17 protein-coding genes are annotated in these 24541 nt (G+C 63.3%); 14 read left to right on the forward strand and 3 right to left on the reverse strand.

Translation table 11 applies throughout. The annotated features are described in order from the left end of the window. Positions 1-23 precede the first annotated feature (23 nt). The gene (locus tag LOY22_RS01350; protein WP_045193956.1) at positions 24-2243 is read right to left on the reverse strand and encodes a primosomal protein N'; all 2220 of its coding nucleotides are present in this window, start codon (positions 2241-2243) and stop codon (positions 24-26) included. 172 nt (positions 2244-2415) lie between these two features. Between LOY22_RS01350 and rpmE the strand changes: the two genes are divergently transcribed. The 3 genes from rpmE (at position 2416) to LOY22_RS01365 (ending at position 4902) form a co-directional block, all read left to right on the forward strand. Beyond that, positions 2416-2631 (forward strand): 50S ribosomal protein L31, encoded by a 216-nt coding sequence (gene rpmE, locus LOY22_RS01355; protein ID WP_010222223.1) that lies wholly within the window; start codon positions 2416-2418, stop codon positions 2629-2631. Between the two features lie 2 nt (positions 2632-2633). After that, positions 2634-3455 (forward strand): thermonuclease family protein, encoded by an 822-nt coding sequence (locus LOY22_RS01360; protein WP_093377189.1) that lies wholly within the window; start codon positions 2634-2636, stop codon positions 3453-3455. 178 nt (positions 3456-3633) lie between these two features. Further along, positions 3634-4902 carry a malic enzyme-like NAD(P)-binding protein gene (locus LOY22_RS01365; RefSeq protein WP_045193954.1) on the forward strand — a complete coding sequence of 423 codons (1269 nt, stop codon included), beginning with the start codon at positions 3634-3636 and terminating at the stop codon, positions 4900-4902. A 151-nt stretch (positions 4903-5053) separates the two neighbouring features. Here LOY22_RS01365 and LOY22_RS01370 read toward each other — a convergent pair whose 3' ends face one another. Further along, positions 5054-7507 (reverse strand): penicillin-binding protein 1A, encoded by a 2454-nt coding sequence (locus LOY22_RS01370; RefSeq protein WP_177329133.1) that lies wholly within the window; start codon positions 7505-7507, stop codon positions 5054-5056. Positions 7508-7642: 135 nt separating this feature from the next. Between LOY22_RS01370 and pilM the strand changes: the two genes are divergently transcribed. From pilM to LOY22_RS01420, 10 genes are all read left to right on the forward strand, one after another. Further along, positions 7643-8725 (forward strand): pilus assembly protein PilM, encoded by a 1083-nt coding sequence (pilM, locus tag LOY22_RS01375; RefSeq protein WP_093377178.1) that lies wholly within the window; start codon positions 7643-7645, stop codon positions 8723-8725. Then, positions 8722-9576: a pilus assembly protein PilP gene (locus LOY22_RS01380; protein WP_093377173.1), complete on the forward strand. Its 855-nt coding sequence runs from the start codon at positions 8722-8724 to the stop codon at positions 9574-9576. Before pilM ends, LOY22_RS01380 begins: the two co-directional genes overlap by 4 nt. A 24-nt stretch (positions 9577-9600) precedes the next feature. Next, the gene (locus tag LOY22_RS01385; protein WP_093377169.1) at positions 9601-10842 is read left to right on the forward strand and encodes a type IV pilus secretin PilQ; all 1242 of its coding nucleotides are present in this window, start codon (positions 9601-9603) and stop codon (positions 10840-10842) included. Between the two features lie 4 nt (positions 10843-10846). Further along, positions 10847-11365 carry a shikimate kinase AroK gene (aroK, locus tag LOY22_RS01390; RefSeq protein WP_010222231.1) on the forward strand — a complete coding sequence of 173 codons (519 nt, stop codon included), beginning with the start codon at positions 10847-10849 and terminating at the stop codon, positions 11363-11365. Positions 11366-11464: 99 nt separating this feature from the next. Next, positions 11465-12562, forward strand: coding sequence for a 3-dehydroquinate synthase (aroB, locus tag LOY22_RS01395; protein ID WP_010222232.1), 1098 nt, complete (start codon positions 11465-11467; stop codon positions 12560-12562). 16 nt (positions 12563-12578) lie between these two features. Further along, the gene (locus LOY22_RS01400) at positions 12579-14174 is read left to right on the forward strand and encodes an SPOR domain-containing protein (protein ID WP_093377160.1); all 1596 of its coding nucleotides are present in this window, start codon (positions 12579-12581) and stop codon (positions 14172-14174) included. A 363-nt stretch (positions 14175-14537) separates the two neighbouring features. Continuing rightward, entirely contained in the window at positions 14538-18983 is a 4446-nt protein-coding gene (gene gltB / locus LOY22_RS01405; protein ID WP_258595914.1) for a glutamate synthase large subunit, read from the forward strand. A 116-nt stretch (positions 18984-19099) separates the two neighbouring features. Continuing rightward, positions 19100-20518 carry an FAD-dependent oxidoreductase gene (locus LOY22_RS01410; RefSeq protein ID WP_045193948.1) on the forward strand — a complete coding sequence of 473 codons (1419 nt, stop codon included), beginning with the start codon at positions 19100-19102 and terminating at the stop codon, positions 20516-20518. 179 nt (positions 20519-20697) lie between these two features. After that, a complete protein-coding gene (gene hemE / locus LOY22_RS01415) occupies positions 20698-21762 on the forward strand; it encodes a uroporphyrinogen decarboxylase (protein WP_093377152.1) in 1065 nt (354 codons plus the stop codon). 112 nt (positions 21763-21874) lie between these two features. Then, on the forward strand, positions 21875-22222 hold the full coding sequence (locus LOY22_RS01420; protein WP_093377148.1) for a YgiW/YdeI family stress tolerance OB fold protein: 348 nt from the start codon (positions 21875-21877) through the stop codon (positions 22220-22222). Between the two features lie 44 nt (positions 22223-22266). On the opposite strand, the gene LOY22_RS01425 is transcribed toward LOY22_RS01420, so the two are convergent. Beyond that, positions 22267-23496, reverse strand: coding sequence for an MFS transporter (locus tag LOY22_RS01425; RefSeq protein ID WP_371128663.1), 1230 nt, complete (start codon positions 23494-23496; stop codon positions 22267-22269). Positions 23497-23649: 153 nt separating this feature from the next. Here LOY22_RS01425 and LOY22_RS01430 point away from each other — a divergent pair, with 153 nt between their 5' ends. Beyond that, on the forward strand, positions 23650-24540 hold the full coding sequence (locus LOY22_RS01430) for a LysR family transcriptional regulator (RefSeq protein ID WP_045193945.1): 891 nt from the start codon (positions 23650-23652) through the stop codon (positions 24538-24540). Position 24541 lies beyond the last annotated feature (1 nt).

Genomic DNA, 24541 nt, shown 5'->3' on the forward strand with positions numbered 1-24541 from the left:
TGCCAACCTTTGGGCCAATGCTGTCAGTACAAATCCACCGGATCGACATCCAGCGACCAACGCACCTGGCGCCCGGACGGCATCTGTTCCAACACTAGCAACCAGGCGCTGATCAGTCGATGCAAAGGTGCCCTGGCATTGGCCTGGAGCAACAATTGCGCACGAAACCGCCCGGCACGGCGTTCCATTGGCGCCGGCACCGGGCCCAGCAGTTCGATGCCGTGCAGGTTCTGTTCGGCCAGCAACTGCTCGGCGGCGCTGCAGGCTTCATCGAGAAACCCCTCGGCCTGCCCCGGCTTGTGCGCTTCGGCGCGCAACAGCGCCAGGTGCGCGAAAGGCGGCAGGCCGGCGGCGCGGCGCTCGCTCAGGGCCTGCTCGGCAAAGGCGAAGTAACCCTGCTCGGTCAGTTGCACCAATAAAGGATGGTCGGCCAGGTGGGTCTGGATGATCACCTTGCCCGGCTCCTCGGCGCGCCCGGCGCGGCCGGCGACCTGGACGATCATCTGCGCCATGCGCTCGCTGGCGCGAAAATCGCCGGAGAACAGGCCGCCGTCGGCATCGAGGATCGACACCAGGGTCACCCGCGGAAAATGGTGGCCCTTGGCGAGCATCTGGGTGCCAACCAGGATGCACGGCTGGCCGCGCTGGATGGTGGCGAACAACTGGTTCATCGCATCCTTGCGCGAAGTGCTGTCGCGGTCGACCCGCAGCACCGGGTAATCCGGAAAAAGAATGCTCAGGCGCTCCTCGGCGCGCTCGGTGCCGGCACCCACCGGGCGCAGGTCGACTTTGTTGCACTGCGGGCACTGGCGCGGCACGCGCTCATCGTAGCCGCAGTGATGGCAGCGCAGCTCGTTGGAGCGCTGGTGCACGGTCATGCGCGCATCGCAGCGTGGGCATTCGGACATCCAGCCGCAGTCATGGCACAGGAGCGTCGGCGCAAAGCCGCGGCGGTTGAGGAACACCAGTACCTGCTGGCCGGCCGCCAGGGTCTGGCCGATGGCTTGCTGCATCGGCCCGCTGATGCCGCTGTCCAACGGCCGGCTCTTCACATCCAGGCGCAGGAAGCGCGGCTGCTGGGCGCCGCCGGCGCGCTGGTTGAGGCGCAGCAGGCCATAGCGGCCGCTGTGGGCGTTATGCAGGCTCTCCAGCGACGGCGTGGCCGAGCCCAGCAGGATCGGGATGTTCTCCTGGCGCGCGCGCACCAGCGCCAGGTCGCGAGCGTGGTAGCGCAGGCCTTCCTGCTGTTTATACGAGCCGTCGTGTTCTTCGTCGATGATGATCAAGCCGGGGTTTTTCATCGGTGTGAACAATGCCGAGCGGGTGCCGATGATGATGTCGGCCTCGCCGTCACGTGCGGCCAGCCAGGCATCCAGGCGCTCGCGGTCATTGACCGCCGAGTGCAGCAGGGCGATGCGCGCGTTAAAACGCTGCTCGAAGCGCGCCAGGGTTTGCGGCCCCAGGTTGATCTCCGGGATCAGAATCAGCGCCTGCTTGCCGGCCTCCAGGGTTTCGCGGATCAGCTGCAGGTAGACCTCTGTCTTGCCGCTGCCGGTGACCCCGGCCAACAAGAAGGCATGAAAGCTGTCGAAGCCTGAGCGTACCGCATTGAAGGCGGTGCGCTGCTCGTCGTTGAGCGGCAGCTCCGGCTGCGCCAGCCAGTGTTCGTGGCGTTCCTGGGGCAAGTGGCGGCGCACCTCGACCTGCACCAGCTCCTTGGCCAGCAGCAGGTCGAGGCTGTCCTTGCTCAGCATCAGCTTGCTCAGCAGGGTATGGGCCACGCCATGGGGGTGCTGCGCCAGGGTTGCCAGGGCTTCGCGCTGGCGCGGCGCGCGGGCGATGCGCGGGTCGTCCAGGCGCGCGCCTGGGGCCACTTGCCAGAAGCGCTCCTGGCGCGCTTGCGCCGGTTCGCCCTGGCGCAGCAGCACCGGCAGGGCCCAGCTCAGGGTATCGCCGAGGCTGTGCTGATAATACTGCGCAGTCCACAGGCACAGCTTGAACAGTGCCGGCGGCAGCGGCGACACCGGATCGAGCAGGGCGATTGCGGGCTTGAGCTTGTCGGCCGGCACCTCGCTGGTGTCGCTGATCTCGATCAGGATGCCGATCATCTCGCGTCGACCAAACGGCACGCGGATACGCATGCCCGGGGTCAGTGCCTGGCGCGCCATGCTTGCCGGTGCCCTGTAGTCGAACAGCCGCCGCAGGGGCGAGGGCAGGGCAAGGCGTAGAATGACGTCGGACACGCGAAAGGTTCTCTGCAGGGGGAATTCCAGGGTCCGGCGAGCCTAGCAGACGACCGCCGGTCTAAGCGACAACTTGCGTTGGCTGTTTGCTCTGGTATTATTCCGACCCTATTTTGCGTGCGGTATTCAACAATGGTGTTGAGTGGCGGCACGTCAGCACTGAGGAAACACCATGAAAGCCGATATCCATCCGGTATACGAAGCTGTAGAAGTTACCTGCAGCTGCGGTAACAAATTCGAAACTCGTTCGACTCTGGCCAAGGCCCTGCCGATCGACGTTTGCAACCTCTGCCACCCGTTCTACACCGGTAAGCAGAAGGTCCTGGACACCGGCGGCCGCGTACAGAAGTTCGCCGATCGCTTCGGCATGTTCGGTGCCAAGAAGTAAGATTGCGCGACGCTGGCCCGATGGGTTTGGCATTGCTGCTGAAAAAGGCGTCCCTCGTGGGCGCCTTTTTTATGGGCGCGATCTGGCAGTTGCCGGCCCTGGCATTCTGCGCGGCACCGGTCGATGCGCAGGTGGTCAGCGTGCGCCAGGTGGTCGATGGCGATACCTTGCGTCTGAATGATGGCCGCAGTGTTCGCCTGATTGGCATTAATGCACCGGAAATCGGTCGCAAAGGTCGCAGCAGTGAAGCCTTCGCCGAGGCTGCACGGCAGCGCTTGCAGGCCCTGGTCAAGGCCAGCGGCGGGCAGGTGGGGCTGGTTCCTGGCGTCGAGGCGCGGGACAAATATGGCCGTACTCTGGCGCATGTCTACGGCCGCTCTGGCGACAATTTCGAAGCACAACTGCTCAGTGAAGGCCTTGGCTACCGGGTTGCGGTGGCCCCCAACGTCGCGTTGGCCGGCTGCCAGGCGCAGGCCGAGCGCGCCGCTCGTCAGGCCGGTAAAGGCCTGTGGCGGCAATCGCCATTGACCCCGGCAAGCGCCGTGCGTCAGTCCGGTTTTGCCCTGATAAGTGGCAAGGTGATGGATATCCAGCGCAATCGCGGGGGTATCTGGATCGAAATCGACGATTCTCTGGTGCTTCAGGTGCCGGCACGCCTGCAGCGCAATTTCCCCTCTTCGTTCTTCACTGATCTGAAAGGTCGATCGATCGAAGCCCGCGGTTGGGTGCTGGATCGTTCCCGCAAAGGTGGCCTGAAGCCGGGACAGCAACGCTGGTTGCTGCCCCTGACCGATCCGTCGATGCTGGAACGGGTCGAAAGATAAAAAATTGTCTACATTTTTAATTTCGATTGTACACATCGAAACCCTTGCAGGCCGTGGCTCTTGGCGGAAAGTCGTAGGTTAAAGGCCTTGACACAAGTGACCGGGCAGTCTTGTCGGCCCTTTGCTCTTTGCGTATCCTCGGCGGTCCGTCAGAACAGTAAATAGCGGAATGCCCACCATGTCAGATTTGAAAACTGCCGCTCTCGAATACCACGCTCAACCTCGTCCGGGGAAACTGAGCGTCGAGCTCACCAAACCTACCGCGACTGCTCGCGACCTGGCGCTGGCCTACAGCCCTGGCGTGGCTGAGCCGGTTCGCGAAATCGGTCGCGATCCGGAACTGGCCTACAAGTACACCGGCAAGGGCAATCTGGTAGCAGTCATTTCCGACGGCACCGCCATCCTCGGCCTGGGTAACCTCGGCCCACTGGCCTCCAAACCGGTCATGGAAGGCAAGGGCGTTCTGTTCAAGCGTTTCGCCGGTATCGACGTGTTCGACATCGAAGTCGACTCCGAGAGCCCGCAAGCCTTCATCGACACCGTCAAGCGCATCTCGATCACCTTCGGTGGCATCAACCTGGAAGACATCAAGGCGCCAGAGTGCTTTGAAATCGAGCGCGCGCTGATCGAACAGTGCGACATCCCGGTATTCCACGATGACCAGCACGGCACCGCGATCGTTACCGCCGCCGGCATGATCAACGCCCTGGAAATCGCTGGCAAAACCCTGGCCGACGCCAAGATCGTCTGCCTGGGCGCCGGTGCCGCCGCCATCTCCTGCATGAAACTGCTGGTGAGCATGGGCGCACAGATCGAGAACATCTTCATGGTTGACCGTACTGGCGTGATCCACGCTGGCCGTGACGACCTGAACCAGTACAAGGCGGTGTTCGCCCACGCTACCGACAAGCGCACCCTGGCTGACGCCCTGCAAGGCGCTGACGTGTTCGTCGGCCTGTCCGGCCCGAACCTGCTGAGCCCTGAAGGCCTGAAGTCGATGGCGCCGAACCCGATCGTGTTCGCCTGCTCCAACCCTGATCCAGAGATCTCCCCGGAGCTGGCCCACGCCACCCGGAACGACGTGATCATGGCTACCGGTCGTTCCGACTACCCGAACCAGGTCAACAACGTACTGGGCTTCCCGTTCATCTTCCGCGGTGCCCTGGACGTTCGCGCCAAGCGCATCAACGAAGAAATGAAGATCGCTGCCGCCAACGCCCTGAAAGACCTGGCCAAGCTGCCAGTGCCTAAGGAAGTCTGCGCAGCCTACGGCGTCGACGCCCTGGAATTCGGCCGTGAGTACATCATTCCGAAGCCAATGGACGCTCGTCTGATCACCGTGGTTTCCGATGCCGTGGCCAAGGCCGCGATCGAGACTGGTGTGGCGACCCTGCCGTATCCGAAGAACTACCCGCTGAAAAGCGTGGATGACGTGTTCAACGGCTAATGTGTGGGCGGTGCGGCGACCCGACTTGACCCGCGATTAGCTGCAACGCGTAGTAAAAAGCCCCGGCTCGTGAGAGTCGGGGCTTTTTTGTGGGTGGGTTGTCACCTCTATCGCGGGGCAAGACCGCTCCTACACCTGCGATGGGTTGCCATCAGAACAGATCGATCGGCGCTGCCTCGTCCGCTGGCAGCGGGCTGCCCGGTGCGCTGCCGTTACCCAGCTCGTTGACCGAAGGCGGTGTGTCTTCGGCCTTGAACAGCTCGAAGTAGGCGTTCGGCGTGCTTGGCGTCGCCGCCCGGCCGCTGACCGGGTCGACGCGCAGGCTGAGGATGCCTTCCGGCTCGGCCGGGGCATGGTTGGGCTTGTCTTTGAGTGCAGCGCCCATGTAGCTCATCCAGATCGGCAGCGCCACGGTGCCGCCGTACTCGCGGCGGCCGAGGGTTTCCGGTTGGTCGAAGCCGGTCCAGACGGTGGTTACGTAGTCGGCGTTGTAGCCGGAGAACCAGGCGTCCTTGGATTCGTTGGTGGTACCGGTCTTGCCGGCGAGGTCAGTACGGCCCAGGGCCAGGGCGCGGCGCCCGGTACCGCGCTTGATCACGTCCTGGAGCATGCTGGTGAGGATATAGCTGGTGCGCCCGTCAATGATGCGCTCGGCCACGGCCGGCGGCTGGGCGACGGCGGCGGCCGGATCGCTGGCCACGGTGCTCAGGCCTTCGCCCGGCAGCTGGGTGCTGATCGGCTGCTCGGGGGCGGCGATGCCGGCTTCGACCTGTTCGCTTTGCGGGACCCGTGGCGGGTTGGCAGTGAACAGGGTCTCGCCGTTGCGGCTCTCGATGCGTTCGATCAGGTATGGGCTGATCTTGTAGCCGCCGTTGGCAAAGGTGCTCCAGCCGGTGGCGATTTCCATCGGCGTCAGGGTTGCGGTGCCCAGGGCCAGCGACAGGTTGGGCGGCAGGTCCTGCTTGTTGAAGCCGAACTTGCTGATGTAGTCGATGGTCGGGCCTACACCCATGGCCTGCAGCAGGCGAATCGATACCAGGTTGCGCGACTTGTACAGCGCCTCGCGCATGCGGATCGGGCCGAGGAAGGTGTTGGTGTCGTTCTTCGGCCGCCAGACCTTGTCCAGGTATTCGTCGACAAATACGATCGGCGCGTCGTTGACCAGGCTGGCGGCGGTGTAGCCGTTGTCCAGCGCAGCGCTGTACACGAACGGCTTGAAGCTCGAGCCCGGCTGACGCTTGGCCTGCATGGCGCGGTTGTAGTTGCTCTGCTCGAACGAGAAACCGCCGACCAGGGCGCGGATCGCACCACTGTTCGGGTCCAGCGATACCAGCGCGCTCTGCGCCCCCGGCACCTGGCTGAATTTGAGGCTGCCGTCGTCCAGGCGCTGCACGCGAATCAGGTCGCCGACCTGGGCAACGTCGGCAGGCTGCTGTGGTGCACGGCCCTGGCTGTTGGTGTTGAGGAACGGGCGGGCCCACTTCATGGTCTCCCAGGCCACCGACTCCTGGTTGCCGGCGCGGGTCAGCACCTGCAGGCCGGTCTTGCTGACTTCGGTGACGATCACCGGCTCCAGGCCGCCCAACGGGCGTTGCTTGCTCAGTTCCTGCAGCCAGGCGTCACGGGTCTTGCCCGGGAAGCGCGACTCGGGGCCACGGTAACCATGACGCTCGTCGTAGGCGGTGAGGCCGTTGAGTACGGCTTTGTTGGCGATTTCCTGCAGGTCGCTCGGCACCGTGGTGGTGACGCGGAAGCCTTCGGTGTAGGCATCGCTGCCGTAGCGGCCGACCATTTCGGCGCGGGCCATCTCGGCGATGTAGGGTGCGTTAACTTCTGGGGTCGGCACGTGGTAGCTGGCGTTGATCGGTTCGGCCAATGCTGTCTGGTAGCTGGCTTCATCAATTTTGCCGAGCTTGTACATGCGCCCCAGGATCCAGTCGCGGCGCTCTTTGGCGCGCACCGGGTTGGCCAGTGGGTTGAAGCGCGACGGCGCTTTCGGCAGGCCGGCGATCATCGCCATCTGCGCCAGGCTGACATCGCGGATCGACTTGCCGTAGTACACCTGCGCGGCGGCCTCGATGCCGTAGGCGCGGTTGCCCAGGTAGATCTTGTTGACGTACAGCTCGAGGATCTCGTCCTTGGTCAGTTCGCGTTCGATCTGCAGGGCCAGGAGAATCTCGTTGGTCTTGCGCGAGAAGCTGCGTTCGCTGCTGAGGAAGAAGTTCTTCGCCACCTGCATGGTGATGGTGCTGCCGCCGGTCTGGATGTGCCCGGACTTGAGCAATTGTGTTGCAGCACGCATCAGGCTGCTGGGGTCAACGCCGTAGTGATTGGCGAAATTGTCGTCTTCAGCCGACAGCAAAGCCTGGATGAAATGCGGCGGAATGTCGGCAAAACGGATGGGCGAGCGGCGCATTTCGCCGAACTCGGCGATCAGCTTGCCGTCGCTGCTGTAGACCCGCAAAGGGATCTGCAACTGGATGCTTCTGAGGGCCTCTACCGAGGGCAAGCTGGGGCTAAGATACAGAAATGCGCCGCTCAGACCGAGCACGAGCGCGCAGATGACTGCGACGAAAGACCACCAGAAGAACTTCAGCAGGCGTATCAAGGCTTTAGGGCGTCCAGATAAAAGAATGGGTTGCGCGCGGGGCCAGCGGACAAAGGATAAACGCTGGGCATTATAAGCATTTTTCAACTCGCCGCGTTACGCACGCGGCTGTCGCCAGCAAGGAAAAAACCAATGCTTGGACGCTTCGGCATGGATGCCGGTTCACTCCTGGGGGTAGAAATTGCCCCGCCGTCTATCCGACTGGTGCAATTGCACCGGCGCAAAGGCGCGTGGCGCGTGCGGGCCTGGGCGCTTGAACCGCTGCCTGTCGGGGCCATGCTCGACGGCTGGATTGCCGACCCTGAGGTGGTCGGCCTGGCCCTGAAACGCGCGCTGCAGCGCAGTGGCAGCCGCTGTCGGCAAGCCGCCGTGGCCTTGCCGGCGGCGCGGGCTATCAGCAAATCTATAAGCTTGCCGGCGGGTCTGGCCGATGCTGAAGTTGCTGCGCAGGTGCACGATGCCGCTGAGCAGTTCATTCCCTTCGACCTTGAAGACACCGCGCTGGATTACCGGCTGCAGGCGCCGGCTGGCGCTAATGCGGTGAGCGTTCAGGTCGCGGCCTGTCATCGCGGTTTGCTGGAAACACTTGAGGCCACCTTTGAAGTCGCCGGGCTCAATGCACGGGTGCTGGAGATCGATAGCCAGGCGCTGCAGCGTGCTCCGGCAGTAGCGCTCGACGCCGAACTGGGCCACGCGGGCTCGAGCCTGGACGTGGCCTGCGCCCTGGCCATGGGCGGCGTGCGACTTAATTTGTTGCCATGGCGCGAGCGCCGCCAGCGTCTGCGTACTCGAGGGTTTCAGACAGGCTGTGCAAGTGTTGTGCTGCTGGTTGCCGTTGCCAGTGGTCTCATCGACCAGCATTTTCGTGGCGTCATGCAGCAGTCGCTCAGCCCGCCCGGCGGGCAACTGGAGCCCGAGGCTTTGCGGCAGGAACTGAGGCAGTTGCAACGCTTGCAGGCTGGCCGGCATTTCGCCGTGGATGTCTTCGAGCAGGTTGAGCGGGCCATGCCCGATGGCGTGTACCTGACCGCACTGAGCCAGGAGCCAGCTGTGCTGAGGCTTGCCGGCATGGCCGGTTCGGCTGCACTGGTTGCGGAACTGGCAGACCGCCTGAAGTCTTCATCCTTGATCAGTACTGCCGAATTGCAGCAGCTAAGTGCGGTCGAGGAGGGGCATGCGTTTGAGCTGGTAGCAGCCCTTGAGGTTGCACCTTGAGCTTCTGCGGTGTGCTGGCAAGTCGAGCCTGGCCAGTGCAGGCGTTGATACTGACGGGCTTGCTGGCGCTTCTGGCAGGCCTGGCTTACGCCGTGCATTTACGGCCGCTGATGACGCAGGCGGCGCTGATGGTCGATGCCTTGGCGCACGCCAACGCAGACAGCGTTGAGCCGACGGCCGAATTGCACAGCGGCTTGCAGCAAGCGCGCTGGCAATTGTCGGCAGGGAGCGCCGAGCCTGCCGTGTTCGAGTTGCTCTCCCGCCTGGCCGAGGCCCATGAAGTGGCCATTGAACAGTTGCAGGTAGTCCAAGCGTCGACCGCTGAGCATTACTTGGAACTGCCCGTGCAACTGCGCTTGCGTGGCGCCTTTTCGGCGCTTGCCGAATTTTTCGCGGACCTGGCCGCGCAGCCGCGGCTGATTACCGTGCAAGGGCTTTCGCTGAAGCCGGCCGATGCGCAGTTGCTGCACATGGAATTGCAGGTTCGCTCATACCAGCCTCGCTCGCAGCCGCAGTTGGCCCCTGGCGCGCAGCCACAGGCGGCGCAGCGACGGCCGGTTGCGATGCTGCGCAATCCATTCGGTCCATCTGCGCTGGCGGTGCATGCCGATGTCTTGCAGCGCCTGGCGCTGGAGCAGCTGGAAATGGTCGGCAGCCTCGCCAGTCGCGGCGTGCGCTACGCGCTGATCCAGGCTGATGGCCGCGTGCATCGGCTGCAGGTCGGTGACCGCTTGGGGCGTGACCAGGGGCAGGTGGCCGAGATTGGCGAGCGCCATGTCGAGGTCATCGAACAGGTTTTTGTTGCCGGCCAAGGCTGGCAAGCGCGGCGGCGAACTCTCGCCCTGCGCTGAAGGTGCCGACCAGGGAGGTCATCGATGGGCAAGGGGGCTGTGGTTGGGGCGCTGATAGGCTGTTGCCTGTCTGCCGGCGCGTTTGCGGGCAAGCAACAGTACGGCGGTGAGCCGTTGTCATTGAATTTTCAGGATGTCGAGGTGCGTACGGTACTGCAGGTGCTGGCTGATTTTTCCGGGGTCAACCTGGTGGCCAGTGATGCGGTGCAGGGCAAGGTGACCTTGCGCTTGCAGGATGTGCCCTGGGACCAGGCGCTGGAGCTGGTGCTGCGCAGCAAGGGCCTGGAGCAGCGCAAGGATGGCAATGTATTGCTGGTCGCACCGCTTGCCGAACTGGCCGGGTCCGCGCCGTCGCGGCGCGAGCTGATACCGATCCACCACGCCAGGGCCACCGATATCGCCGAGCTTTTCCACAGCCTGATGGCCCATGAGGCCGGCGGCGCCAGCCATGGTTCGCTGAGTGTCGATGAGCGCACCAACACCCTGGTCGCCAGCCAGTCGCCGGAACGTCTGGAAGAGCTGCGCAGGTTGATCGGCGAACTCGATGTGCCGGTACGCCAGGTCATGATCGAGGCGCGGATCGTCGAGGCCAACGTCGATTTTGAAAAGAGCCTGGGTGTGCGCTGGGGTGGCCAGGTGCAGTTGGGCAAGGGCTTGAGCCTGGGTGGTGGCGATACCTTCGTCGACCTTGGCGCGGACCGGGCATCGTCGAGTATCGGCTTTGGCCTAGTGCGCAACAGTGCGCTGCTCGACCTGGAACTGAGCGCCATGGAGCGCACCGGCAACGGCGAAATCATTTCCCAGCCCAAGGTCGTCACCGCTGACAAGGAAACTGCGCGGATCCTCAAGGGCACCGAGGTGCCGTATCAGGAAACCAGCGGCAGCGGCGCTACCTCGGTGACCTTCCGCGAGGCCTCGCTGTCCCTTGAGGTCACCCCGCAGATCACCCCGGACAACCGGGTAATCATGGTGGTCAAGGTGACCAAGGACGAGCCCGACTACCTCAACGCCCTGGATCACGTGCCGGCGATCCGTAAAAACGAGGTCAACGCCAAGGTGCGTATCAATGATGGCGAGACCATCGTCATCGGCGGAGTGTACTCGACGGTGCAAAGTAAAGTTGTCGACAAGGTGCCATTTTTCGGCGATGTGCCGTATGTTGGGCGGCTGTTTCGTCGCGATGTTCTACAAGAGAAAAAATCCGAGCTGCTGGTCTTCCTGACTCCGCGTATCATGAGTGACCAGGCGATTGCTGTGAGTCGTTGATTCTGTGCGAAATTTGATACTTGTGGGGCCGATGGGTGCTGGCAAAAGCACCATCGGCCGCCTGCTGGCCAAAGAGCTGCGCCTGCCGTTCAAGGATTCCGACAAGGAAATTGAATTGCGCACCGGCGCCAATATCCCGTGGATCTTCGATAAGGAAGGCGAGCCGGGCTTTCGTGACCGCGAGCAGGCGATGATCGCCGAGCTCTGCGCGTTCGATGGCGTGGTGCTGGCTACCGGTGGCGGCGCGGTAATGCGCGATGCCAACCGTCAGGCCCTGCATGCCGGCGGGCGAGTGGTGTACCTGCACGCCTCGGTCGAGCAGCAGGTCGGGCGCACCTCGCGTGATCGCAACCGGCCGTTGCTGCGCACCGCCAACCCGGAGGCGACTTTGCGCGCGCTGCTGGAAGTTCGCGACCCGCTTTATCGCGAGATCGCCGATCTGGTGGTGGAAACCGACGAACGGCCACCGCGAATGGTGGTGCAGGATATTCTCGAGCGCTTGCAGAAGTTGCCGCCCCGTTAAGCCAGGACTATCCTCGGCGACCAGTCATGCCGTGACAGGGCACACCGTTATCGCGCGGTTCGAGCCATCGATGCCGCGCCTAGTTCATTGTGGGGACACATGCAGACACTAAAGGTCGAATTGGGCGAGCGTAGCTACCCGATCTACATTGGCGAAGGCCTGCTGGATCAACCTGAACTGCTGGCGCCGCATATCGCTGGCCGGCAGGTCGCCATCGTGTCCAACGAGACTGTCGCACCCCTCTATCTCGAACGCCTGAGCAAGACCCTGGGTGCCTATTCGGTACTGCCGGTGGTGTTGCCCGACGGCGAGGCCTACAAGAACTGGGAAACCCTGCAGTTGATCTTCGATGCGCTGCTGACCGCCCGCCACGACCGCCGCACTACCGTGGTAGCGCTTGGCGGCGGGGTGATCGGCGACATGGCCGGCTTTGCCGCCGCCTGCTACCAGCGCGGCGTGGATTTCATCCAGGTGCCGACTACCTTGTTGTCCCAGGTCGATTCGTCGGTAGGCGGCAAGACCGGCATCAACCACCCGCTGGGCAAGAACATGGTCGGTGCCTTCTATCAGCCCAACGCGGTGCTGATCGACACCCGCAGCCTCAATAGCCTGCCGCCGCGCGAGCTGTCGGCGGGCCTGGCCGAAGTGATCAAATACGGCCTGATTTGTGACGAACCCTTCCTGGGCTGGCTCGAAGAGCATATGCAGGCCTTGCGCGGCCTTGACCAGGTGGCGCTGACCGAGGCCATTCGTCGTTCCTGCGCGGCCAAGGCTGCGGTAGTGGGCGCCGATGAGCGCGAGTCGGGCGTGCGTGCCACGCTGAACCTGGGCCACACCTTCGGTCACGCCATCGAGACCCACATGGGCTATGGTGTGTGGCTTCACGGTGAGGCCGTCGCGGCGGGCACTGTAATGGCCCTGGAAATGTCCATGCGCCTGGGCTGGATCAGCCAGCAGGAGCGTGACCGTGGTATCCGTCTGTTCCAGAACGCAGGCTTGCCGGTGGTGCCGCCCGCCGAGATGACCCCGGCGCAGTTCATGGAACACATGGCAGTAGATAAAAAGGTACTCGACGGTCGTCTGCGTCTGGTCCTGCTGCGCCGCATGGGCGAAGCGGTGGTCACCGACGACTATCCGAAAGAGATTCTTCAGGCCACGCTGGCCGCGGATTACCGCGCGATCGTGGCCCAGCTTTGAGGTTGATGAGCGTCCGATGACTAGTTTGCATGCCGACGAGGCCTTTCTCGGCCATTACCAGTTGAACCACGACCCCTTCGCTGCACGGGTGCCGGGTTTCAAATTCTTCCCAGCCCAGCGCAAGCCGGTACTCGGCCAATTGCACCACCTGGCCCGCTACAGCCAATTGCTGCTGGTGGTCACTGGCCCTCAAGGCAGTGGCAAGACCCTGCTGCGCCAGGCCCTGGTGGCCAGCACCAACAAGCAATCGGTGCAGAGCGTGGTGGTTTCCGCCCGTGGCGCCAGCGATGCCGCCAGCCTGCTCGGCCAGGTGGCCCAGTCATTGGGCGTGGCCCAGGCTGAAGTCCCGGACATCCTTGCCCAGGTGGTACAACTGGCGCTGACCGGGCAGGAAGTCTATCTGCTGGTGGACGATGCGGAACAACTTGGCGAGTCGGCACTCCAAGCCTTGCTGGAATTGGCGGCGGGTACCCCGGAAGGGCGTCCGCATGTCTTCCTGTTTGGCGAGCCGTCACTGATCGCCGGGCTGGAAGAGCTCAATGCCGAGCAGGAGCGCTTTCATGTCATCGAGCTTGAGCCCTACAGCGAAGAAGAAACCCGTGAATACCTCGAGCAGCGCCTGGAAGGTGCCGGGCGGGGCATCGAAGTGTTCAGCAGTGAGCAGATCGTTGATATTCACCAAAACTCTGACGGCTGGCCCGGGACTATCAACCAGGTTGCCCGCGATACCTTGATCGAAGCCATGATCGCCAGCCGGACCACGGCGAAGCGACCATCAATGGGGTTCAATATGCCGAAGAAACATGTGCTGGCGCTGTCTGCAGTTGTCGTGGTCGCCGTCGCGGCCGCCGTGCTGATGCCGAAGAAGGGTGATCAGGCGCCAACTGCCCCTGCCGAACAGGCGCAACTGCCGCTGGGCGAAGGTCAGCCAGGCAATGCCCAATCGAACAACGGCGGCCCGGCGATCGAATTCGCCGGCAATTCGCAGCCGATGCCACTGCCGCTGGTAGGTCAGTCGCAACCGGTCATGCGTGGCCCGCTGGCCGAGTCTACCGGCATGGGTGAAGGCGAAGAGTCGACGCCAGCCGGCGAAACCGCGCTGCAGCCGTCTACTCCGCCGACCGTCACCACTATCGCGCCACCGGCAGGTGTCACCGCTGGCCCCGCACCAACCCCTGCGCAACCGGTTGCACCTGTGCAGCAGTCGGTAGCACCTGTTGCCAGCAAGCCGGTTGCTCCTGCAGCCAAGCCTGCGCCAACCCAGGTTGCAACCGCCAAGCCTGCGCCCAAGCCTGTCGATAAGCCGGCCGCCAAGCCCGCAGCCGGTGGTAGCTGGTACGCCGGGCAGAAGCCGGGCAATTATGTCGTGCAAATCCTCGGCACCAGCTCCGAAGCGTCGGCCCAGGCCTACGTCAAGGCTCAGGGTGGCGACTATCGCTACTTCAAGAAAACCCTGCAGGGCAAGCCGCTGTACGTCATCACCTACGGCAACTTCGCCAGCCGTGATGCCGCCCTGGCTGCAATCAAGGCCTTGCCAGCCAAGGTCCAGGCTGGTAAACCTTGGCCTCGTACCGTCGCCAGCGTCCAACAAGAACTGGCCTCGACCCGCTGATATAGCCTGGTGGCACTACCCCCGCCACCTGCTGAGCGACTCCTGAACATCGGTCAAGCCTGCTGCGTACTGCGCGGCAGGCTTTTCTGTCCCAGACTGCCGGCCACAAGCCGTTCTTGCAGTCCAGGCTGAAACGCTTCAGACTCAAGCCATGCCGTTACCACGGCGCACGCTTAAAAACATTCAAAAATGCGACATGGACTTACGGCAATTCGTCGTAAATTTGTGGGCTTCCCTGTCGCTGTGCAACAATGGCTCCCCTATTGCCCCCGCAAAGCTGGCATTCGTTCGGCGTGGATGGTAAGTGGTTGTACTAAAAAAAGATTTGCCTTGGTGAGAGGCGAACCTGGTGAGAAAGTGTCTATGAAAACAGGTCTGTACCATCCCGAAGAATTCAAGGATAACTGTGGTTTCGGCCTGATCGCCCATATGACGGGCGAACCCAGCCACCACCTTTTGCAAACGGCCATCCAGGCCCTGACCTGCATGACCCACCGCGGTGGGATCAACGCCGACGGCAAGACCGGCGACGGTTGCGGTCTGCTCATGCAAAAGCCCGATCAGTTCCTGCGTGCCGTGGCCCGCGAACAGTTCGCCACTGAGCTGCCCAAGCAATATGCGGTCGGCATGGTGTTCTTCAATCAGGACAACGCCAAGGCTGAAGCCGCGCGCGCCAACATGAACCGCGAGATCCTCGCGGCCGGCCTGCAACTGGTGGGCTGGCGCAAAGTGCCGATCGACACCAGCGTCCTCGGCCGCCTGGCCCTGGAGCGCCTGCCGCAGATCGAGCAGGTGTTCATTGGCGGTGAAGGCCTGAGCGATCAGGAATTCGCGATCAAGCTGTTCAGTTCGCGTCGTCGCTCTTCGGTGGCCAACGCCGCCGACACCGACCACTACATCTGCAGCTTTTCGCACAAAACCATCATCTACAAAGGCCTGATGATGCCGGCGGACCTCGCCGCCTTCTATCCGGACCTCAGCGACGAGCGCCTGCAAACCGCGATCTGCGTGTTCCACCAGCGCTTCTCCACCAACACCCTGCCGAAATGGCCGCTGGCGCAACCGTTCCGCTTCCTCGCCCACAACGGCGAGATCAACACCATCACCGGTAACCGCAACTGGGCCCAGGCGCGGCGCACCAAGTTCGCCAACGACCTGATCCCGGACCTCGAAGAACTCGGCCCGCTGGTCAACCGCGTCGGTTCCGACTCCTCGAGCATGGACAACATGCTCGAACTGATGGTCACCGGCGGCATCGACCTGTTCCGCGGCGTGCGCATGATCATTCCGCCGGCGTGGCAGAACGTCGAGACCATGGACGCCGACCTGCGCGCGTTCTACGAATACAACTCCATGCACATGGAAGCATGGGACGGCCCGGCCGGCGTGGTACTGACCGAAGGCCGCCATGCGGTGTGCCTGCTCGACCGCAACGGCCTGCGCCCGGCGCGCTGGGTCACCACCAAGAACGGCTACATCACCCTGGCGTCGGAAATCGGCGTGTGGGACTACAAGCCTGAAGACGTGATCGCCAAGGGCCGGGTCGGCCCGGGGCAGATCTTTGCCGTGGACACCGAAACCGGGCAGATCCTCGACACCGACGCCATCGACAACCGCCTCAAGTCGCGCCATCCGTACAAGCGCTGGCTGCGCCAGAATGCCCTGCGCATCCAGGCCGACCTCAGCGATGACCAGGGCGTGGCCAGCTACGATGCTGACCAGCTCAAGCAGTATATGAAGATGTTCCAGGTCACCTTCGAAGAGCGTGACCAGGTGCTGCGTCCGCTTGGCGAACAAGGCCAGGAAGCGGTCGGCTCGATGGGCGACGACACGCCGATGGCGATTCTTTCGCAGCGCGTGCGTTCGACCTACGACTACTTCCGCCAGCAATTCGCCCAGGTCACCAACCCGCCGATCGATCCGCTGCGTGAAGCGATCGTCATGTCGCTGGAGATCTGCCTGGGCGCCGAGCGCAACATCTTCCAGGAATCCCCAGAGCACGCCTCGCGGGTGATCCTCAGCTCGCCGGTGATCTCGCCCGCCAAGTGGCGCTCGCTGATGAACCTCGACCGCCCCGGCTTCGAGCGTCAGTTGATCGACCTCAACTACGTCGAGAGCCTGGGCCTGGAAGCGGCGGTGCGCAACATCGCCGATCAGGCCGAAGAAGCCGTGCGCAGCGGCAAGACCCAGCTGGTGCTGAGCGACCGCCATATCGCCCCGGGCAAACTGCCGGTGCATGCCTCGCTGGCCGTCGGTGCGGTGCATCACCGCCTGACTGAACTGGGCTTGCGCTGCGACAGCAACATCCTGGTGGAAACCGCCACCGCCCGCGACCCGCATCACTTTGCCGTGCTGATCGGCTTCGGCGCTTCGGCCGTGTATCCGTATCTGGCCTACGAAGTGCTGGCCGACCTGATCCGTACCGGCGAAGTGCTCGGTGATCTTGAAGAAGTCTTCAAGTACTACCGCAAGGGCATCTCCAAGGGCCTGTTGAAGATCCTCTCGAAGATGGGCATCTCGACCGTCGGTTCCTACCGGGGTGCACAGCTGTTCGAAGCCGTCGGCCTTTCGGAAGAAGTGGTCAACCTGAGCTTCCGTGGCGTTGCCAGCCGCCTCAAGGGCGCACGCTTCGTCGACATCGAGAATGAGCAGAAGCTGCTCGCCGCCGAAGCCTGGAGCGCGCGCAAGCCGATCCAGCAGGGTGGCCTGCTGAAGTTCGTCCACGGTGGCGAGTACCACGCCTACAACCCGGACGTGGTCAACACCCTGCAGGCCGCCGTGCAGCAGGGCGACTACGCCAAGTTCAAGGAATACACCGCACTGGTCGACAGGCGTCCGGTGTCGATGATCCGCGACCTGCTCAAGGTGAAAACCCTGGAGCAGCCGCTGGAACTGAGCGAGATCGAACCGCTGGAAGCGATCCTCAAGCGCTTCGACTCGGCCGGTATCTCCCTCGGCGCGCTGTCGCCGGAGGCTCACGAAGCCTTGGCCGAGGCGATGAACCGCCTGGGCGCGCGCTCCAACTCCGGTGAGGGCGGCGAAGACCCGGCCCGCTACGGCACCATCAAGAGCTCGAAGATCAAGCAGGTGGCCACCGGCCGCTTTGGCGTCACTCCCGAGTATCTGGTCAACGCCGAAGTGCTGCAGATCAAGGTTGCCCAGGGCGCCAAGCCGGGTGAAGGCGGCCAACTGCCAGGCGGCAAGGTCAACGGCCTGATCGCCCGGCTGCGTTACGCCGTGCCTGGCGTGACCCTGATTTCGCCTCCGCCGCACCACGACATCTACTCGATCGAAGACCTCTCGCAGCTGATCTTCGACCTCAAGCAGGTCAACCCGCAGGCGCTGGTCTCGGTCAAACTGGTGGCAGAAGCCGGTGTTGGCACCATCGCCGCCGGCGTGGCCAAGGCCTATGCCGATCTGATCACCATCTCCGGCTATGACGGTGGCACCGGCGCTTCGCCGCTGACCTCGATCAAGTACGCCGGCGCGCCGTGGGAACTGGGCCTGGCCGAAACCCATCAGACCCTGCGCGGCAACGATTTGCGCGGCAAGGTCCGGGTGCAGACCGACGGCGGCCTGAAAACCGGCCTCGACGTGATCAAGGCGGCCATCCTCGGCGCCGAAAGCTTCGGTTTCGGTACCGCGCCGATGATCGCCCTGGGCTGCAAATACCTGCGTATCTGTCACCTGAACAACTGCGCCACCGGCGTCGCCACCCAGAACGACAAGCTGCGCAAGGATCACTACATCGGCACCGTCGACATGGTGGTGAACTTCTTCACCTACGTCGCCGAAGAAACCCGCGAGTGGCTGGCCAAGCTGGGTGTGCGCAGCCTCGGCGAGCTGATCGGGCGTACCGACCTGATGGAAATGCTCCCCGGCGAAACCGAGAAGCAGAAACACCTGGACCTCAGCCCGTTGCTGGGCAGCCCACACGTGCCGGCCGACAAGCCGCAGTTCTGCGAAGTCGACCGCAACCCGCCGTTCGACAAGGGCGTGCTGGCCGAGAAGATGGTCGACATGGCCCTGCCGGCCATTCGCGACCTGTCGGGCGCCGAGTTCGAACTGGACATCTGCAACTGCGACCGCTCCATCGGCGCGCGGATCTCCGGCGAAATCGCCCGTCTGCACGGCAACCAGGGCATGGCCAAGGCACCGATCACTTTCCGCTTCAAGGGCACTGCCGGGCAGAGCTTCGGGGTGTGGAACGCCGGTGGCCTGAACATGTACCTCGAAGGCGATGCCAACGACTACGTCGGCAAAGGCATGACCGGTGGCAAGCTGGTGATTGTGCCGCCTGCGGGCAGCCCGTTCGCCACCCAGCACAGCGCCATCATCGGTAACACCTGCCTGTATGGTGCCACGGGCGGCAAGCTGTTCGCCGCCGGTACCGCGGGCGAGCGCTTTGCCGTGCGCAACTCCGGTGCCCACGCGATTGTCGAGGGCACGGGCGATCACTGCTGTGAGTACATGACCGGTGGCTTTGTCTGCGTTCTGGGCAAGACCGGTTACAACTTCGGCTCGGGCATGACCGGTGGTTTTGCCTACGTACTGGACATGGACAACAGCTTCGTCGACAAGCTCAACCACGAACTGGTCGAGATCCAGCGCATCAGTGGCGAGGCCATGGAGGCTTATCGCAGCCACCTGCAGCGCGTGCTGGCTGAATACGTCGAAGAAACCAACAGCGAATGGGGTCGTGAGCTCTGGGAAAACCTGGACGATTACGTGCGGCGCTTCTGGCTGGTCAAGCCGAAGGCGGCCAACCTGAAGAACCTGCTGTCCAGCACCCGTGCCAACCCGCAGTAGCGGCAAGCGGCAAGCCTCAAGCTGCAAGTTCAAAGCAGTACGAGGTTTGCCGGCCCACGTGATCGTCTTGCAGCTTGCAGCTTGAAGCTAGCAACTGCGGTAAAGAGGTATTGAAAATGGCTGAACGTCTCAGCAATGACTTCCAGTTCATCGAGGTCGGGCGCAAGGATCCGAAGAAGAAACTGTTGCGTCAACGCAAGAAAGAGTTCGTGGAAATCTACGAACCCTTCAAACCCCAGCAATCGGCCGAGCAGGCCCACCGCTGCCTGGGTTGTGGCAACCCGTACTGCGAGTGGAAGTGCCCGGTGCACAACTTCATCCCCAACTGGTTGAAGCTGGTTTCCGAAGGCAACATCCTCGCCGCCGCGGAGCTGTCGCACCAGACCAACACCCTGCCGGAAGTCTGCGGCCGGGTGTGCCCGCAGGACCGCCTGTGCGAGGGTGCCTGTACCCTTAACGACGGCTTCGGCGCGGTGACCATCGGTTCGGTGGAGAAGTACATCACCGACACCGCCTTCGCCATGGGCTGGCGCCCGGACATGTCCAAGGTCAAGCCGACCGGCAAGCGCGTCGCCATCATCGGCGCCGGCCCGGCCGGCCTGGGCTGCGCCGACGTACTGGTGCGCGGCGGGGTAACCCCGGTGGTGTTCGACCGCAACCCGGAAATCGGCGGCTTGCTGACCTTCGGCATCCCCGAGTTCAAGCTGGAAAAGACCGTGCTGAGCAATCGCCGCGAAGTCTTCACCGGCATGGGCATCGAGTTCCGTCTCAATACCGAGGTGGGCAAGGATGTCAGCATGGAGCAACTGCTCGAGGAATACGATGCGGTGTTCATGGGCATGGGCACCTACACCTACATGAAGGGCGGCTTCCCCGGTGAAGACCTGCCGGGCGTGCACGATGCCCTGGACTTCCTGGTGGCCAACGTCAACCGCAACCTGGGCTTTGAAAAGTCGCCGGAAGATTTCGTCGACATGAAGGGCAAGAAGGTCGTGGTCCTCGGTGGTGGCGACACGGCGATGGACTGCAACCGCACCTCCATCCGCCAGGGCGCCAAGGCCGTGACCTGTGCCTACCGTCGTGACGAGGCGAACATGCCCGGCTCGCGCAAAGAGGTGAAGAACGCCAAGGAAGAGGGGGTGAAGTTCCTCTACAACCGCCAGCCGATCGCGATCGTCGGGGAAGACAAGGTCGAAGGTGTGAAGGTGGTCGAGACCCGTCTCGGCGAGCCGGACGCCCGTGGCCGCCGCAGCCCCGAGCCGATCCCGGGTTCCGAAGAGATCATCCCGGCCGATGCCGTGGTCATCGCCTTCGGTTTCCGTCCGAGCCCGGCGCCGTGGTTCGAGCAGTTCAGCATCCAGACCGACAGCCAGGGCCGCGTGGTGGCGCCGGAGAAGAACACCTACAAGCACCAGACCAGCAACCCGAAGATCTTCGCCGGTGGCGACATGGTCCGCGGTTCCGACCTGGTGGTGACGGCGATCTTCGAGGGGCGCAATGCCGCCGAGGGGATCTTGGATTACCTGGGCGTCTGAAACAGCTTCGCGGGACAAGCCCGCTCCTACAGAACCTGTGTAGGAGCGGGCTTGACCCGCGATGAATTCAACAAAATCTATTGACCTGTCACAAGTCGATAGACAAAAGGCACGGTTGATACCGTGCCTTTTACGTTGGGCTCTGAGAAAATGCCCCCACTTTTTTTCCGGATGCCGACATGACTGCCTTGAAGAACGATCGTTTTCTGCGCGCCCTGCTCAAGCAACCCGTAGACGTCACCCCGGTGTGGATGATGCGCCAGGCCGGCCGCTACCTGCCGGAATACCGCGCCAGCCGCGCCAAGGCCGGCGACTTCATGAGCCTGTGCATGAACCCGCAGTTTGCCTGCGAGGTCACCCTGCAGCCGCTGGACCGCTACCCGCTGGACGCCGCGATCCTGTTCTCGGACATCCTCACCATCCCCGACGCCATGGGCCAGGGCCTGTATTTCGAAACCGGCGAAGGCCCGCGCTTCAAGAAGGTCGTCAGCACCCTGGCCGATATCGAGGCGCTGCCGATCCCTGATCCGCAAAAGGACCTGGGCTACGTCATGGACGCGGTCAGCACCATCCGCCGCGAGCTCAACGGCCGCGTGCCGCTGATCGGCTTCTCCGGCAGCCCCTGGACGCTGGCCACCTACATGGTCGAAGGCGGCTCGTCGAAAGACTTCCGCAAGACCAAGGCCATGCTCTACGACAACCCGCAAGCCATGCACCTGCTGCTCGACAAACTCGCGCAGTCGGTCATCAGCTACCTCAACGGGCAGATCCTCGCCGGCGCACAAGCGGTGCAGATCTTCGACACCTGGGGCGGCAACCTGTCGGCGGCGGCCTACCAGGAGTTCTCCCTGGCCTACATGCGCAAGATCGTCAGCGGCCTGATCCGCGAGCACGAAGGGCGCAAGGTGCCGGTCATTCTCTTCACCAAGAACGGCGGCCTGTGGCTGGAAAGCATCGCCGATGCCGGCGCTGATGCCCTGGGCCTGGACTGGACCTGCGACATCGGCGAAGCGCGCCAGCGCGTCGGCAGCAAGGTTGCCCTGCAGGGCAACATGGACCCGACCGTGCTGTACGCCAAGCCAGAGGCCATTCGTGCCGAAGTCGGGCGCATCCTCGCCAGCTACGGCAAGGGCAGCGGTCATGTGTTCAACCTTGGCCACGGCATCACCCCCGAGGTTGATCCGGAGCACGCCGGCGCGTTCATCAACGCCGTGCACGAGCTGTCGGCGCAATACCACCAGTAAGCAGCGCTGCAACACGAAAACGCCCGGCCTATGCCGGGCGTTTTGCTATTAAGGTTCAATTCAGCCTGCATGGGTAATCTGGCTCCATCGAAACCCAGACAGGATCTTCACCATGAAAACCCGTTACCTCGCTCTGCTGCTTGCCCCGCTGTTCAGCACCGCTGCCCTGGCCGCCGGCTACACCGGCCCTGGCGCCCAGTCGGTGACCACGGTGGCTGCCGCCAATGACGCCGCTGACGACACCCCGGTTGTGCTGCAAGGCTACGTCATCAAGAAAGTGAACAACGATGACAAGTACGAGTTCAAGGACACCACCGGCACCATCACCGTCGAGATCGATGACGAAGACCTGCCGGCAGTAGCCTTCAACGACAAGACCAAGGTCAAGCTGACCGGTGAAGTCGAGAAGCACCTGATGAGCCGTGAAGTGGATGTCGACCTGGTTGAAGTGATCAACTAAACAATGCATCGCGGGGCAAGTCGGGTCGCCCCGCGATTTGCATTTCAGGCCTTGGCCGGCAACCGGCTCAGGTGCACCGCCACCAGCAACGCCACCACCAGCAAGCTGCCAATGAACAGGCCGATGCCGTTCCACCCCGCCTGATGCCAGAACACCCCGCCCGCTGTACCCGCCACACTCGACCCCGCGTAGTAACTGAACAGGTACAACGACGACGCCTGGCCCTTGGCCTTGGTCGCCCGGCGGCCGATCCAGCTGCTGGCCACTGAATGCGCGCCGAAAAAGCCGAAGGTGAACACCAGCATGCCGACGATAATCAGCGCCAAGGGGCTGAGCAGGGTCATCAACAAGCCGCTGAACATCAGCAAAATGGTTGCCCAGAACACCTTGCGCCGGCCCAGCTTGTCGGCCAGGGCGCCGATCTGCGCCGAGCTGTAGATGCCCGACAGGTACACCACCGACAGCAGCCCGACCAGCGCCTGGCTCATGTGATAGGGTTCGGCCAGCAGGCGATAGCCGATGTAGTTGAACAGGGTGACGAACGCGCCCATCAGCAGGAAGGCTTCAAGGAACAGCCACGGCAAGCCTGCATCGCGAAAGTGCAGGGTAAAGCCGTCGAGCAGGCTGCGCGGGTGCAGCGAGCGCGGGCGGAAGTTGCGCGATTCGGGGAGGATCTTCCAGAACACCGCCGCAGCAATCAGCGCCAGGCCACCGATCACCAACATCGCCGTGTGCCAGCTGACGAAGTCGATCAGTACCCCGGTGATCAGCCGCCCGCTCATGCCGCCGATGGCATTGCCACCGATGTACAGGCCCATGGCCAGGCCAATGTGCTGGGGGTGGATCTCTTCGCTCAGGTAGGTCATGGCTACCGCCGCCAGGCCGCTGAGCGACAACCCGAGCAGCGCGCGGGTCAGCAGCACGCCGTGCCAGCTGGGCATCAGGGCGCTGACGATGGTGCACAGCGCGGCGCAGAACAGGGCGAAGACCATCACTGGCTTGCGCCCGATGCGGTCGGAAATCGGCCCGGTGATCAGCAGCCCGAAGGCCAGCATGCCGGTGGACACCGAGAGGATCAGGCTGCTCTGCGCGGCACTGATGGAAAATTCCTGCGACAGCAGCGGCATCATCGGCTGTACGCAATACAACAGGGCAAAGGTGGCAAAGCCGCCGCAGAACAGCGCCAGTACGGTGCGCAAAAAGGCCGGGGTGCCTTTTTCGATCCAGCTTTCGTTAAGGGTGGCGACGATTTCGTCCAGCGGAGCAGGGGGCAGTTCGTGGGCGTGTGGCGCAACAGCAGTTTTCACGGGGGACCTCGGGGGCGCTACGGCCTGTCAGGCAGTGAAAAAAGCATATAGCTGGCTAATGATCATTTCCAATATATTGTTCGACCTGTTTAAGAGGTTTTACGACCTATTGGAGCCGCCATGGAATTGCGTCACCTGCGCTACTTCATTGCCGTCGCCGAAGAGCTGCATTTTGGCCGGGCGGCGCAGAACCTGGGGATCTCCCAACCACCGTTGAGCCAGCAAATTCAGGCCCTGGAGCAGGAGCTGGGGGCGCGCCTGTTCGAGCGTACCAATCGTCGGGTCGAGCTCAGCGAGGCCGGGCGGCTATTCCTTGAAGAGGCGCGGCTGGTGCTGGCGCAGGTCGACAAGGCCGCCGATGTCGCCCGGCGCGCGCAATTGGGCGAGCTGGGCGAGATGAAGATCGGCTTCACTTCGTCGGCGCCGTTCAATTCGAGCATTCCCAAGGCCATTCACGCCTTTCGCCAGCGCTTCCCGGCCGTGCACCTGAACCTCAAGGAGATGAGCAGCCGCGACGTGGCCGATGCCTTGCTCGACGAGTCGATCGAAGTCGGCCTGATGCGGCCGTTGGCGTTGCCCGAGAGCCTGAATGCCGTCGAGCTGTTTCGCGAGCCGCTGGTGGCGGTGATCAATGCCGCTCACCCGTTGGCCGAGGGCAGCGAAGCCGGGGTGCATATGGCCGAGCTGGCCCACGAACCCTTTGTGTTTTTTCCGCGTAGCTACGGCAGTGGCTTGCATGCGCAACTGCTGAGCCTGGCGCGTCAGGCCGGGTTCAGTCCGCATTTTGCCCAGGAGGCGGGGGAGGCGATGACCATCATCGGCCTGGTGGCTGCGGGGTTGGGGGTATCGGTGTTGCCGGCTTCGTTCCAGCGCATGCGTATCGATGGCGTAGTGTACCGGACCTTGCTTGACGACGACGCGGTGACGGCGGTGTGGCTGGTGCAGCGCCGCGCTGCGCCGTCGGCGATGGCCAGGGCGTTTGCCGAGCTGTTGACCCGGCAAGCCCTGTAAC

The organism is Pseudomonas sp. B21-035 (assembly GCF_024748945.1).
Classification (GTDB): domain Bacteria; phylum Pseudomonadota; class Gammaproteobacteria; order Pseudomonadales; family Pseudomonadaceae; genus Aquipseudomonas.